General features: G+C 48.3%; 14 protein-coding genes. 3 read left to right on the top strand and 11 right to left on the bottom strand.

The features are described from left to right. Window positions 1–39: 39 nt before the first annotated feature. From ACI1P2_RS25295 to ACI1P2_RS25245, 11 genes are all read right to left on the bottom strand, one after another. On the bottom strand, window positions 40–1,539 hold the full coding sequence (locus tag ACI1P2_RS25295; RefSeq protein WP_355324571.1) for an alpha-L-fucosidase: 1,500 nt from the start codon (window positions 1,537–1,539) through the stop codon (window positions 40–42). A gap of 184 nt (window positions 1,540–1,723) precedes the next feature. After that, a complete protein-coding gene (locus tag ACI1P2_RS25290) occupies window positions 1,724–1,888 on the bottom strand; it encodes a hypothetical protein (protein ID WP_355324719.1) in 165 nt (54 codons plus the stop codon). A gap of 57 nt (window positions 1,889–1,945) precedes the next feature. Continuing rightward, entirely contained in the window at window positions 1,946–4,084 is a 2,139-nt protein-coding gene (locus tag ACI1P2_RS25285) for a DNA topoisomerase III (protein WP_355324568.1), read from the bottom strand. 114 nt (window positions 4,085–4,198) lie between these two features. Beyond that, window positions 4,199–5,461: an MFS transporter gene (locus tag ACI1P2_RS25280; RefSeq protein WP_355324565.1), complete on the bottom strand. Its 1,263-nt coding sequence runs from the start codon at window positions 5,459–5,461 to the stop codon at window positions 4,199–4,201. Window positions 5,462–5,503: 42 nt separating this feature from the next. Further along, window positions 5,504–6,352 (bottom strand): SDR family oxidoreductase, encoded by an 849-nt coding sequence (locus tag ACI1P2_RS25275; RefSeq protein WP_355324562.1) that lies wholly within the window; start codon window positions 6,350–6,352, stop codon window positions 5,504–5,506. Between the two features lie 24 nt (window positions 6,353–6,376). Then, a complete protein-coding gene (locus tag ACI1P2_RS25270; protein ID WP_355324559.1) occupies window positions 6,377–7,183 on the bottom strand; it encodes a sugar phosphate isomerase/epimerase family protein in 807 nt (268 codons plus the stop codon). Between the two features lie 13 nt (window positions 7,184–7,196). Continuing rightward, complete coding sequence (locus tag ACI1P2_RS25265; RefSeq protein ID WP_355324556.1) at window positions 7,197–8,210, bottom strand: zinc-binding alcohol dehydrogenase family protein; 1,014 nt, start codon at window positions 8,208–8,210, stop codon at window positions 7,197–7,199. Window positions 8,211–8,233: 23 nt separating this feature from the next. Then, complete coding sequence (locus tag ACI1P2_RS25260; protein ID WP_355324553.1) at window positions 8,234–8,932, bottom strand: GntR family transcriptional regulator; 699 nt, start codon at window positions 8,930–8,932, stop codon at window positions 8,234–8,236. A gap of 40 nt (window positions 8,933–8,972) precedes the next feature. Beyond that, window positions 8,973–10,109: a mandelate racemase/muconate lactonizing enzyme family protein gene (locus ACI1P2_RS25255; RefSeq protein WP_355324550.1), complete on the bottom strand. Its 1,137-nt coding sequence runs from the start codon at window positions 10,107–10,109 to the stop codon at window positions 8,973–8,975. 211 nt (window positions 10,110–10,320) lie between these two features. Next, window positions 10,321–11,316 (bottom strand): ketoacyl-ACP synthase III, encoded by a 996-nt coding sequence (locus ACI1P2_RS25250; RefSeq protein WP_355324547.1) that lies wholly within the window; start codon window positions 11,314–11,316, stop codon window positions 10,321–10,323. A 282-nt stretch (window positions 11,317–11,598) separates the two neighbouring features. Then, window positions 11,599–12,576, bottom strand: a complete 978-nt coding sequence (locus tag ACI1P2_RS25245) for an aldo/keto reductase (RefSeq protein ID WP_355324544.1) — start codon at window positions 12,574–12,576, stop codon at window positions 11,599–11,601. Window positions 12,577–12,957: 381 nt separating this feature from the next. Between ACI1P2_RS25245 and ACI1P2_RS25240 the strand changes: the two genes are divergently transcribed. From ACI1P2_RS25240 to ACI1P2_RS25230, 3 genes are all read left to right on the top strand, one after another. After that, window positions 12,958–13,239: a hypothetical protein gene (locus ACI1P2_RS25240; protein WP_355324541.1), complete on the top strand. Its 282-nt coding sequence runs from the start codon at window positions 12,958–12,960 to the stop codon at window positions 13,237–13,239. 140 nt (window positions 13,240–13,379) lie between these two features. Next, window positions 13,380–13,661, top strand: a complete 282-nt coding sequence (locus ACI1P2_RS25235) for a hypothetical protein (protein WP_355324538.1) — start codon at window positions 13,380–13,382, stop codon at window positions 13,659–13,661. 323 nt (window positions 13,662–13,984) lie between these two features. Continuing rightward, window positions 13,985–14,266, top strand: coding sequence for a hypothetical protein (locus tag ACI1P2_RS25230; RefSeq protein ID WP_355324535.1), 282 nt, complete (start codon window positions 13,985–13,987; stop codon window positions 14,264–14,266). Window position 14,267: the final 1 nt, after the last annotated feature.

Here is a 14,267-nt window from a genome sequence, read left to right as displayed (position 1 = left end):
CCGTTTCAAATGTGTCCCAGAACCTCCATTAGCAAATGTCTATTGGGCTGCTTCCTCCGCCGAACGCTCGATCCGCAGAGCAATGACAGGTTGTGCGCGCAGAGCCTCCGGAAGCACTACGCGCAAACCATCTTCTTCCCTGCTCCAGTCCAGCTCTTCCTGCAATCCCAATGCCTGCACCTTCACGATGGAGCCGGAAAACAGTCTCGAGCAAGAACCCAATGTTCTGATCAGCGCGCGGCCCTCATCCGGCCAGCCCATGATCAGGGCGTACAGCTGCTTATCCCCTCTTGCTGTAAAACGGACGTCCTTGGCGGTAAACGGGCTGCGCTTCGTATCATTGAAGGTGCCGCTGACGATCTCCGTCGGACCTTCGCCATACACCTTCCAGGGCCGCGTGCCATAGATGGCCTCCCCATTGACGGCAAGCCATTCCCCAATTTCAAGCAGTAGCTTTCGCTCCTCCTCCGGAATCGTTCCGTCGGCGCGCGGACCGATGTTGAGCAGCATGACCCCGTTTTTGCTGACGATATCCACCAGATCACCGATAAGGGCAGCGGATGTCTTGTATTTATGGTCTGCAATATGACACCATGCCGTTTCCCCAACCGAAGTGCAGGTCTGCCATACATCGGGGTTGATATCAGCTAATTGGCCCCGCTCCATATCATAGACGGCAGTCCCTTCCGCGAATGCATCGAACTTGTAGTTGATCACGACCCCGCGTCCCCACTCGGCAGCCTTATTATAGTAATAAGCCGCAAGCTTCTGCAGGTACGGCTTGAAGACCGGCTGCTCAATCCACCAGTCAAAATACACAAGCTGCGGGCCATACCGGTCAATCAGATCGCAGGTTCTGGCCAGCCAGTCCTCCAGAAACTCCTCGCTCGGCGGCAAGACCGGCTGCGGATAAACGGGCTCGCCATAAGTTCGCTTAGCCGGACCATACAGTCCTGCATAACGCGGGTCCTGCACATCGGACGGCAGATCACGTCCTCCGTTGTAATACCACCAGTTCTCGGCACGGTGACTGGATACGCCAAAGGTCATATAGCGGCGCCTTACAGCTTCCGCCAGCTCGCCGATGATGTCCCGCTGCGGCCCCATCTTCGCCGCCGTCCAATCCGAGAAGGGGCAATCGTACATGGCGAAGCCGTCATGATGCTCTGCGACGGGGACCACGAAGGCAGCGCCGGCAGCTTTAAACAAATCGGCCCAAGCCTCGGGGTCGAATTTATCAGCAGTAAATTGCGGGATAAAATCCTTGTACCCGAACTTGTCTACAGGCCCGTAGGTGGCGACATGATGCTGATGAACCGGATTTCCTTCGATGTACATATTGCGGGGATACCATTCCGTGGCGTAAGCTGGCACAGAATACACGCCCCAATGAATGAAAATGCCGAATTTGGCATCCTCGTACCAGCGCGGCACACGGTAGTCCCGAAGGCAATCCCAGTCTGGCTTAAACGGGCCACTTCCTATCGTCTCATGAACCTCCTGCATTTTCTCCCTGCGCAGCCGAAACAAATCCGCCATGCGTTGTCCCCCTTTAGTTGGTCCATCCTCGGTAGTGAATTTTTTCCATTATAATAGATCATTCGGTTTTGCGCATGGCTCCAAAACGGTAAAATTTACGGGACCGGGGATTCATTTTTGACGGAACGCTCCGCTGCACGACAAAGAACCGGTACAACATATGTACCGGTTCAACATGGAAGAATCAGGATTCCCGCTTGGGAATGCCGTTCAGGCTGGGAGGACGGTGAGCTGCCTTTTTCGGATGTACCGTGGTGCTCTCCTCCATGATGCTGGATTTATTTTGCTGCTCTTTGATCGTTAACGACTTGCGGTGCGGCACAGTAATCACCCCCCTGGCCCTTACCATGCCATTTTCGCTTCCTCTTTATACCTTCAGGGACTTTGGAGCGTCCGGCTTATGCAGTTATTTCCCTTCCTTCTCGGCCAGCTTCGCTTTCAGCAGCTCACCGAGATTGGAGCCGAGAGATTCCTGCTTCGCATACTGTTTGACCAGCTTCTGCTGTTCGTGTTTATTGACTCTGGTCTTATCTTTATCCAGCACCTCGGTAAGCCCGCAAGGAAGACATTGGACGTAAAGGCCAGCCTTGCCCTCCTTCAGCTCCATTTTCTTGTGGCACTGCGGGCAGCGACGGTTGGAAAGGCGCTTCTCAGCCGAACGGCGGTAACCGCAGTCCTGGCTCGGGCATACGAGAAACTTGCCCTTCTTGCCTTTCTTCTCCAGCAGCTTGCTTCCGCAGTCCGGGCAATGGCTGTTCGTGACATTATGCGGCTTATATTCCGCCGCGCTGTTCTTGACCGTGCTTACCAACTCACGGGTCATGTCCCTGATTCCGTTCAGGAAGGAATCCGGACTGCCCTGGCCGCGGGCGATCCGCTCCAGCTCCGCTTCCCAGCGGGCCGTTAGCTCCGGCGTCCGCAGCTGCGGTGCGGCCAGCTCGATCAGCTGCTTGCCTTTGCCTGTCGGATGCAGCAGGTTGCCCTGGCGCTCAATGGTATCGGAGCTGACCAGCTTCTCGATAATATCCGCCCGTGTGGCTGGGGTGCCTAAGCCGTGCTTCTCCATTTGCGACAACAGAGCGGCTTCCGTATACCGTTTTGGCGGCGTGGTGCGGCCTGGCTTGACGATGCAGCGGACAAGCTTGATCTTTTCCCCCTGCTTCAGCTCAGGCAACGTGACATTCTGCTCTTTTTCCCGGCTGTCCTCATCTTCGTCCTCGTCGGAATCGTCCACGATCTCCCCGTCATATACCACGCGCCAGCCGCTATCCTTCATGACGGTGCCTTTGACATGAAGCATTTCACCGGCAGCCTCCACCGTTACCGCGACCGCGTCATATTTCGCAGGACCATAGAAAAGGCTGATAAAACGCCGGACGATCAGATCATACAGCTTGCGCTCCTCCGCGCTGAGCTTGTTCAGGAAAACCGTTTCCTCCGTGGGAATAATGGCATGGTGGTCCGTCACCTTGCTGTCATCGACAAAACGCTTCGTCACCTTGAGCTGTGTGCGCAGCAGCGGGCGGGCAGCAGCCGCATATGGTCCTACGGCCACGCTGTTCAGGCGCTCTTTTAAAGTCCCCGTAATATCCGAGGACAGGTAACGGCTGTCCGTACGTGGGTACGTGACAAGCTTATGCTGTTCATACAAACGCTGCAGCACATTCGACGTCTGCTTGGCTGAGAATCCATAGCGGCGGTTCGCATCCCTCTGCAGCTCGGTCAGGTCATACGGCAGCGGATGCGGCTCGGATTTCTCGGTCTTTTTCACCTGCGTAACCGTTCCTGTGCTAGCTTCGAGCTTGCGCTTTAGCAGTTCCGTTTCCTGCCTGTCAAAAATGCGGGCATCCCCATTGCTCCCCCGGCGTGTAGCCTGGAATGTGCCGAAATCTCCGGTAATCGTATCGTATTCCTGCGAGCGGAAGCCCGTAATCTCCTTCTCGCGCTCCATAATCATGCCAAGCGTCGGTGTCTGCACCCGCCCTGCGGACAATTGCGCATTAAATTTGCAGGTCAGGGCACGGGTCACATTCAGACCGACCATCCAGTCCGCCTCGGCACGGCAGCGCGCGGATTCATAGAGCCGGTCAAACTGCTTGCCAGGCAGCAGCTTCGCAAAACCTTCCTTGATCGCCTTGTCGGTCTGCGACGAAATCCACAGTCTGCGGAAGGGCTTCTTCCAATGCGCCATTTGCATAGTCCAGCGTGCCAGCAGCTCCCCTTCTCTCGCCGCGTCGGTGGCAATAATCAGTTCTCCGATATCCTGCCGCTTCATCAGCTGCTGTACGGCTCTGAACTGGTGATTCGTTTCGCGCAGCACCTTCAGCTTGGTTGTTTTCGGCAAAATCGGCAGCTCTTCCAGCTTCCAGGTTGCGTATTTATTATCATAATCCTCCGGCTCCGCCAGGCCGACAAGATGGCCAAGCGCCCAGGTTATTACATATTGAGGGCCTTCAAAGTAGCTTTTATGCTTCTCACGGCTGCCCATCACACGGGCAATTTCGCGTGCTACGGACGGCTTTTCAGCTAGTACCAATACTTTCATAATGATCCCCTTTCTGAGGATTTCATTATACCATTACCCCCGTGTATTCCGCACATCGAAACGTGAGCCGTTTTGCAAAGACTGCGTACTTTCAAAGAGGCACGGTTGATATTACTAATTTGCCTGAGCTCTTATTGGCTTAACGAAAAAAATTACTCCAAATGCCCCGATGATTGCAAGTAAGCCAGCAGTCAAAAACGCACTTGTAAAGTGTCCTGTATATTGAACAATGAACCCGGTCACTGTAGGTGCTATAATGCCCGATACATTTGCCAGTCCATGAACAAATCCCGTAACCCCTCCTACTTTCTCCCCCTTGACGTTATCTGCAATGATCGACCAATAAGAGGTGGAGGTTATATACATAAAGAAAATCCCAAAAGCCATTAAAGTCACCGCACTGACAGGTGTTTGAACCATGCCTGCAAGCGCAATACAGATAGAGGAAAGAATTAAACCGCTTACAAGAACGATTTTACGAGATAACAATAATTTCTTAGTGATTCTATACAAATAGTCGGATAAAATGCCGCTTATTAGCAACCCGCAAAAACCGACCAGCCACGGAATTGTTGAAGCGATGCTCATTTCTTTAATGCTCAACCCCTTATCCATGGATAAGTAGCTTGGAAACCATGTCATAAAAAAGTACAAAATATAGTTGAATCCAAAAAAAGCAAGCGCGGTGAACAGTATAGTTGGTTGTTTTAAAAAATAGGAGAGCGGCGTTTTTGAATTTTTGCCATGGGAGTCGATCTCGGGTGCAGTCTCCTTCATTTCCTCAATTTCCTCTTGGGTAGCCTTAGGATGTTCAGACGGGCGGTCTGTAACAAGCTTCATCCAGAATACGGTCCAGATTAACCCTATTAGTGCCAGGACGATGAAAGATATTTTCCAATGCCAGTACAAAGCAATAACACCGACAATAGGGCCCGCTATGGCTCCGCCTAAAGGGTTTCCGGAAAAAGAGATGCCTACGGCACGCGCGCGCTGCTGGGAAGGAACCCAGTTGCTGATGGTTTTGTTCGTGGCAGATCCCAAGGGACCTTCACCGAGGCCGAACAACATTCTTATAATGAACAGAGATGCGAAGTTGAACGCCGTGATGGTCAGTCCGCAGAAGATGGACCAGATGGTCATAGAGGCTCCGAATATTTTTCTGGGTCCATAAATATCGGAGAGGTATCCGCCGACAAAATTGAACAGTGCATATCCAATCGAAAAACTGCTAAAGATAATGCCCAGCTCAATGCTGTCAATGCCATACTCTTTTGTTATAAAAGGGGCAGCGACAGAAAAGGCTGCACGGTCGACATAGTTGATGACCCCTGCGATAAACAGCATAACGACGACAAACCAACGAATTTTTTTGAACATAGTTGTGAGCCTCCCGTTAATGGTTTAACCTAAATCACTGGACTATACACCGGAGTAAGCCATAAAGCCGCCATCAACAGGAACAGTAATTCCGGTAACAAACCCGGATTTCGTCTCATCGACAAGCCAGAGCAAGGTGCCCAACAAGTCCTCGGGTTTACCGAAGCGTCGCATAGGAGTATGAGATATAATTTTGCTGGAACGTTCTGTAAGTGAACCGTCCGTATTTATAAGGAGATTTCTATTTTGATCTGTAAGGAAAAAACCAGGGGCAATCGCATTTACCCGGATGCCTGCATCTGCCAGGTGAACGGCTAACCATTGGGTAACATTATCAATTGCCGCTTTGGCGGCGCTGTAAGCAGGGACTTTGGTTGCGGGTTTTGGGGCAGCCATGGAAGAAATATTAATAATCGTCGCTCCTGGCCGCTGAAGCATCGTTCTGCCGAACATTTGCGAGGGAATCCATGTACCCAATAGATTCAAATCGACGACATACCCAAACCCTTCTGGTGTAATATCAAAGAAACTGGTGACATCCTTGTTATCTATGTCTTCGTATCGAAATGTTTCATAAGTCGTATTGCCTTTCGGATGGCCGCCTCCTGCACCGTTAATCAGGATATCACATGGACCGAAGGCGTCTTCGATTTGCTGCCGAGCCCTTGTAACACTCTCCACATCCGTCACATCGCAGCCAAACGAAAGCGCTGTTCCACCTTCTTCGCGAATTCGATCGGCCACAATTCTTCCTTTTTCTTCTGTCCGATTCAAAATGGCAACCCGCACCCCATGACGGCCCAGTTCCCTAGCCATGGCTCCGCATAGTATTCCGCCGCCTCCTGTAATTACCGCTACTCTTCCTCTTAACGGTGATTGCTCTCGCTGCATTGTTACCCCTCCAAGTAAAGTATTCTATAGTAAATTTGCAAGAAACCGGTGTGCTTCGACCGCCGCTTCCTCAGGTGTTGGAATACTGAGGCATTCTAACGAAAGAACGCCTTCATATTTAATATCCTTTAACGCTTTGATAGTCGCCCGGAAGTCATAATGCCCCTTGCCAGGGTAGTGTCTGTTGCTATCTGCAATATGCACGTGGCCGATCCGGTTGCCCGCTCTAATCATATTCTTTTCTATTGAGTCTTCCTCCACGTTCATGTGGAAAGTATCGATATGAATCTTCAATCGATCTGAACCAAATTGATCAACAAAACGGATGCTTTCCCCGATCGTATTCAAGAAATCGCTTTCATAACGATTGACAGCTTCTACTACCAGTGTCACTCCCGCTGTCTCTGCAACTTTAATACATTCTCTGAGCGCCTCTTCAAGGAGTCTATGATAACTTTCTTCGTTTCCGTTATCCTTGATGGTTCCTTTGATAAGGCCGATAATAACAACACAATTCAACTCACTAGCCAATTGGATAAAATAGATTAACCGTTTAATTGCTTCGGTCCTTATTTCTGCCTTGGGGCTGGTGAGTGTAATTCCGTCTCTAAGGTAAGCAAGCCCCGTTCCAATGGAAGAAACAGTGATCCCATTCAGCCGGCACGCATCCTTAATAGAAGTCAGGCTCAGTTCGTCCGGATCGGCTAGATGCAGCTCAACAGCGTCATATCCAATTTCCGCCGCTTTCCTGATTGACTCTTCATAATTACCGCGAAGGACAAACGGCGCTGAGTTCGAAGCTTCTTGCACAATCGTAACCGCTAATTTCATACACGCTGCCCTCCTACATTTTAATAATTGCCTTAATGACGCCACTGCTTGGATCGAGCCAGTGCTTGAATGCATCAATTGCCTGATCGAATTCAGCCTGGTGTGTAATAAAGGAATTAGCATCAATTTTATTTTGGCGCAGACTTTCGATGACTTGATCGAACTCCTCTGCTGTTGCAGCCCGGCTCCCCAGAAGAGTCAACTCTTTTTTATGGAAGTCAGGGTCGTGGAACGTAATATCAGCCTGAACCAAGCTGACATATACGACATTACCGCCGTGAGCAGCGTAACGAAAAGCATTCATCATGGACTGGGCATTACCTGTTGCATCAATCACGGAAGTAGGCAGATCTCCTCCGGTCAAACTCTCCAATCTCTGAAATACATCTTCACTTGCATTTACGATATGATCGACCTCCGCCCACTTGCGGCAAAATTCCAGTCTATCCTGATTGATATCCAGCGCCATAACTTTAGCGCCTGCCAGCTTGGCGAACTTCATTACGGCCAGGCCGATGGGGCCGGCACCAAGGACCAGCACCCATTCTCCTGCTTTGACTCCCGCGCGGTTCACACCATGAAGACCAATGCTCATAGGTTCGATAATTACGGTTTGCTCCAACGTGAGTCCTTCAGCTTTCTTCAAATGAGCAACAGGTACAGAAATATACTCCCTCATTGCGCCATCGACATGGCATCCGATGACTTGGAGTTCATTACAGGCGTTTGGTTTGCCGCGACGGGAGGCGATGCTATCGGGATTAAACAAATAAGGAATCACGGTAACCATATCCCCCGCCTTGATTCCGTATTCATTTTGGTCTATCTCTGCCACCTCAGCAGCTATTTCATGACCAAGAATCCGGGGATATTCGAAGTAGGGCTGTCTCCCCCGGTAGGCATGGTAGTCAGTGCCACATACCCCGACGTAACGGACCTTCAGAAGCGCTTCCCCTTGCTTCCTCACAGGTGCTTCTGTAAGAACGCTTTCCAACTGCTCCGGCTTTGTGCATACGATGGTTTTCATTTGAATTCCTCCTTAAATTTAATTTATATGAACATATCTTTGTGCTTCGCAAAAATGCGCTCACGATCATTCTCAAGCATTTTCAAATGTTCCTTCAGTAGTCTGCCCGCCAACGAAGCGTCGTTGCTCTTAATTGCCATAAAAATGTGCTCATGATGGCCTATTGCTTCTTTTTCATGATGAGCTTCTTTTAGTTCAAGATAGCGCACCCGGTTCAAATGTGCCCTCATGTCATTCACAATAGATAACAGCGTGTGATTGCCCGAAAGTTTTATAATCTCGTTATGGAAGTCCTCATCAAGCTTGATAAACCGGATATAATCCATTTCAATGACAGACTCTTTTTGTTCCTCAATAATCGAGGAAATCGTTTTGTCAGCCTGTTTAAAAACCTCTTCATCTCCATTCCACTTCTCCGCTGCCTTGATAAAAGCGGTTATTTCAAGACTTTCCCGTACCATCTGAGCTTCTTTTACTTTCTCAATTGACAGATCAGCGATTCGAGCTCCCCGCTGCGGCAAAATACTGATAAGCTCTTCTTGAGCCAGCATAAAGAAGGCCTGCCGCACCGGAGTGCGGCTCAGGTTAAACTCCGTTGCAAAACTGTTTTCAAAAACCATCTCCCCGGGTTTTAATTGGAGCGTTACGATCCGGTTCCTGATTTCCTGGTAGATGACCTCCGCCAATGTTTGTCTCTCCGGAAGCTTCAACCCTTTTGACATGAAAAATCCTCCTCACTTAACCTACCTTTATAACTCAATATTACTTGCTTCCACCCGCAAATGTTGCACGAACCATAGAAGAATTAGATTCGTAAGCCTTTAACGCATTCCGGTCAAACACGATTCCATGCCCCGGCGTTGAAGGTGGCGTACCCACTCCGTTTTTCACTTCAATCGGACTCTCCAGCAGCCCGAGCTCGGTAAACGAACCTCCGGTTACATTCTCAAGCATATAACTATTTTGCACGCCACAAAGCAGCTGCAGAGAAAGCTCAATCATGAAATGTGGCGCCATAAGTCTGCCGAATGCATTCGATAAATGAGCAATTTTATGCCACTCCGTAATACCACCCACAAAAGCGACATCAGCCTGGACAATGTCTAATGCATCCGCTTTCAAATATTCAAGGAACTGATTTTTACTGTATAGACTCTCGCCTAAGGCAATCGGGGTTTTAATCGCTCTTCTGAGGTTTCGGTGACCTTGTATATCCTGATACAGCATCGGCTCTTCGATCCAGCCCAGATTCAGTCCGTCCAGCTTGGCGCAGTTCTGAATGGCCTCTGCCGTACCCCATTTTTGATTCAAGTCCACCAGGACCTTTCCACCCTTGCCCAGCTTCTCCTGTACACGTACAATGCGTTCGATGTCTTCTTCAATTTCTTCTCTGCCGATCTTGATCTTTACCGTACGGTACCCTTCAGACATATAATCATCCACCCGGGCAAGCAGATCTTCAACCTTATCCGTCCTGCTAAGATTGATTTCGCTAATATAAGCCGGTATAGAAGAACGTGCACCGCCAAGAAGTTTATATAGAGGCTGTTGGTAGTGCTTGCCCATAAGGTCCCATACTGCAATATCAATAGCCGCTATGGCCATTGAGTTCACACCTAATCCAAGCCGCCTTGATTGCCGGCTTAACTTGTTCCAAATCTCTTCATAGTTCAACGCATCCATTCCCACTATTAGATTGGCAAGATAATCATCAATGAGACCCTTGATGACGGTGCCTCCAATATCGACGCTATAACTGATACCTGTACCCATAAGTCCTGTGTCCGTAAATACATCGACAAGTATAAACTCCAGGCTCTGAACTTTATTCGTTGCGTCCTCCCAGGGGATACTCGGGGGCAACCGATAGACATTTGATTGTATCGATGTAATCCTCAATCATTCTCTCCCTTTCCTGTATTGACTTATTCCTTTGTATGGTCAGGATACTACGATACTTGGATACTAGTCAACAGTTATTTAAAAAACAAGGAAGACTACATACACTGCGAAGTTCCGCACACCCTCCCTGGCTCAGCAAATTTATTAAAATGTAATAAACCCCGGTCACTTCATATTGCGAAGCCCCGGGGTTTCAATATCGATCTGTTTATTGCAAGTCAGGAGCTCCCCATGTCAGCAGTAGCCCTGCATAGGTTAGTCCGCCGCCAAAACCGTACATTATGACACGGTCTCCTTGTTTAAGCTTTCCTTCATTAATGCCTGTCTGTAACGCCAGGGGAATGGATGCAGCCGAAGTATTACCGTTGTACTCCACACTCGTCAATGTTTTTTCCATAGGTATCGCCGCTTTTTCCGCAATGGACTCGATCATGCGCAGGTTCGCGCTGTGAGGAACGAAGCAATCTAATTGTTCCTTCTCGATGCCTCCCTGCTCCATAAGCCGTTCCACTCCGGCAGGCACATTGCGCACTGCCCATTTATAAACTTCCCTTCCGTTCTGTACAATATGGCCGCTGTCGCTAAGCTCGGTTTCATTGATTTTTTTGGATAATGCGGTTTGGTACAGATGAATGCCGCCTGCCCCGTCCGTGCCAATGTCTGAAGAGATAAAATCCGGATTCTGCTCATCATGCTCCACCAGCACGGCTCCTGCTCCGTCGCCAAACAGGATACAGGTCGTCCGGTCCGTATAATCCGTTATTTTGGACAGCGTTTCGGCTCCTACAACAAGTATCTTCCGATGAAGCCCACCCGTAATCAGGCCGTTGGCCACATGAAGTCCATATGTGAAGCCTGCGCAGGCTGCTCCCAGATCAAGCGAACCGGTTTGCGCGATACCGAAGGCATCTTGAATGCGTGAAGCAACGTTCGGGAAATGATAGTCAGGTGTGCTGGTGGCGACTATGATCATGTCTACATCCTGCACCTGAACATTGTAGGCGTCCATCATGTTTTGTACCGCACGGATGGACAAGTCCGAAACAAACTGATCGGGGGCGGCAATCCGGCGTTCTCTCATGCCTGTCCGCTGCACGATCCACTCATCACTGGTATCAACAAGCTTTTCAAGGTCCTCGTTACTCAACACTTTGTCAGGCACATAAGTTCCAATGGCAGTAATTCGTGCTTGGGATTGCAGCATAATTTTCTCCTCTCTTAAATGAAGGATTTAAATGTTTATGAGTTCAGCTCAGCATCTACATTTGTTATTATAACACCTGGTATTAGTACCTGATACTATTTTTTTAAAAAAATTTGCTATAAATCGCGAAATTTCCTGTTCTACATTGGCATAAAGCCGGTTTAGCTACGATGTAGTTTGCCGTGAAATGACAAAAAAAGGCCGCTCCGAAGCCAAATGCAGGCTTCCAGAGCGGCCCCTTTATATAAATGAATTGTTTGATATCCAGCCTTGTGCCTCGTGTCAGGATTGCTGAAAGCTCGGGTAACGCTCTCCAGCCGCGACGCCTTGCGGCGAGATGCGCTCGATCTCCGCCAGCTCCTCCGCGGAAAGCGTCACTTCCAGTGCGCCCAGATTTTCCTGGACTCGATCCAAACGCTTTGTGCCGGGAATCGGAACAATCTGTTCGCCCTGCGCAAGCAGCCACGCCAGAGCAAGTTGAGACGGTTTGCAGCCTTTGCGGGCGGCAAACTTTTCGATCAGGGCAACGACCTCTAGGTTTTTGCTGAAGTTTTCACCCTGGAAGCGGGGGAAGAAACGGCGATAATCATCTTCAGGCAGATCGTCGAACGTCCTGATTTGCCCAGTCAGGAAGCCGCGGCCCAGCGGGCTGTACGGAACAAAACCAATGCCCAGTTCCTGAAGAACAGGCAGCACCTCGTCCTCGACTTCGCGGCTCCACAGTGAATATTCCGTTTCCACCGCCGTTAGCGGATGAACCGCATGCGCACGGCGAATCTGGTCAGGTGAAGCCTCTGACAGACCGATATAGCGTATTTTGCCTTCCTGAACGAGCTCCGCCATGGCGCCTACCGTTTCCTCGATGGATGTATTCGGATCGATGCGGTGCTGATAATACAGATCGATATAATCGACGCCAAGATTAAGAAGGCTGGCATCTACCGATTTTTTTACATAAGCAGGGTGTCCGTGCGCTTTCATGTCCAGCCCAGTAATGCCAAATTTGGTCGCAATCACAGCTTGGTCCCGCCGCCCCTTCAAGGCCCGGCCAACCGTCCGCTCGTTGCCGCCGAATTTTCCTTCCATGAATTTTTCACCGTAAATATCCGCCGTATCGAACATTGTGACGCCCAGATCCAACGCGCCATGAATGGTATAAATCGACTCTTCGTTGTCCGGCATCATCATCGTGCCCAGACCCAGGGCTGACACCTCAAGCCCTTGACTGCCCAGTTTTCGTTTCGGTAATCTATTTTCCATCAGTTAGTCCCCTCTTTTCCGCAGATTCGAATATGGATGGTTAAAGCATGACCTTATTCTAAACCGCGGTATTGGGAGCAGCCACAGTACGCTTTTACTAGTAATGGCGCTAACAGGCTAACGCCTGCATGATACCATCGCAATGATCCCGCAAAGGAACGTCCTACCCCTACACATTAAAACACTACCTTCAAAGCAGGACTCATTCACCATGAAAATGAACCATTGGCCTATGTTAGCATTTTCCTGTTTACACTAATATAACTTATATATTCCTACTTTTATTCGAAACAGGTGATTGTGATTAAACTTTCTTATAATGGTTTATTTCTAATACTTTTAGTGATCATAGCTCCTGCTTTGTTAGGAGGGTGCCAGAGGATGAGTGAAACAGAAAAAGAAGCCTTATTTGCAGAAGCCGAATCACATGCTATTCCTTATTTTAAGAAAAACTTTGATCTTGAGGTTGTAATTACCAGCAGGAAGTTGCTCCCTACAATGGCGCTTTCCCAAGTTGCAATGAATGGATATGTAAAGAATCATGAAGAACAAACTTTTGAAATCTCCTATGACTATAAGGATAAAGTAGTTCAGGATTTCATAATGAGCCCGGAGATTGTGGAGGCTATTCGAGCTAAAGGCTATGACCCTTATGCCAAATGATTTTTCAAGGAGTTTTCGCTTGTTCATAACTTGCCCATTTTTATCAGAAGAAGGTGATTGCGATCAAACATTCTTATAAGAGTTTATTTCTAATACTTTTAGTGATCATAGCTCCTGTTTTGTTAGGGGGATGCCAGAGGATGAGTGAAACCGATAGACAAGCCTTATTTAACGAAGCTGATCCCGTTGCGGTCGATTATTTTAAAGAGAAATTTGAAATAGAGATTGTGATCACAGATCATAACTTATTACCCACAATGGCTGTTTCGGAAGTTTCGGTGATAGGGCATGTAAAGGATCATGAGGATCAGTATTTCAATTTGTCTTATGACTATAAAAAGAAGATCGTAACGGGGGCTTCAATAAGTCAGGAATTTGAACAGGCAATTAAAGATAAAGGTTTTGATCCTTACACAAAATAAGTCTACCTGCTATTGTTGCCAGAATGCTTAGAGAGCGGACAGATGGATTGATAACGAAACCTACAAAGAACTGTCAACACAGTCAAACTGTTACACCTGGGCCGTGTGAATATTTAACAATTATGGTGCCGTACACTTTACCATTAAAACACTGCTTTCAGAGCAGGACGGATTCACTATTATTTTCCTTTTTACACTAATATAATTTATATATGCCTACTTTTTATTTGAAAAAGGTGATCGCGATCAAACTTTCGTATAAGGGATTATTAGCAATACTATTAGTGACCATAATTGCTTTATTGTTAGGGGGATGCCAGTGGATGAATGAAACCGATAAACAAGCTTTATTTAATGAAGCTGACCCTTTTGCGGTCGAATATTTTAAAGAGAAATTTAACTTAGAAATTGTTATTACAGATCATGAGTTATTACCTACCATGGCTGTTTCAGAGGTTTCAGTAATAGGACATGTCAAGGATCACGAAGACCAGAAATTTATTTTGACTTATAACTATAAAAAGAAGGTCGTGACCGGGGCTTCAATTAGTCGGGAATTAAGCCAAGATCTTAAAGATAAAGGATATGACCTTGACATGAAATAAG

It is taken from the genome of Paenibacillus jiangxiensis, assembly GCF_046098255.1.
GTDB lineage: Bacteria > Bacillota > Bacilli > Paenibacillales > Paenibacillaceae > Paenibacillus > Paenibacillus jiagnxiensis.
Note: the sequence above shows the minus strand (reverse complement) of the source record. Positions and strands in the feature narration are given on the sequence as shown.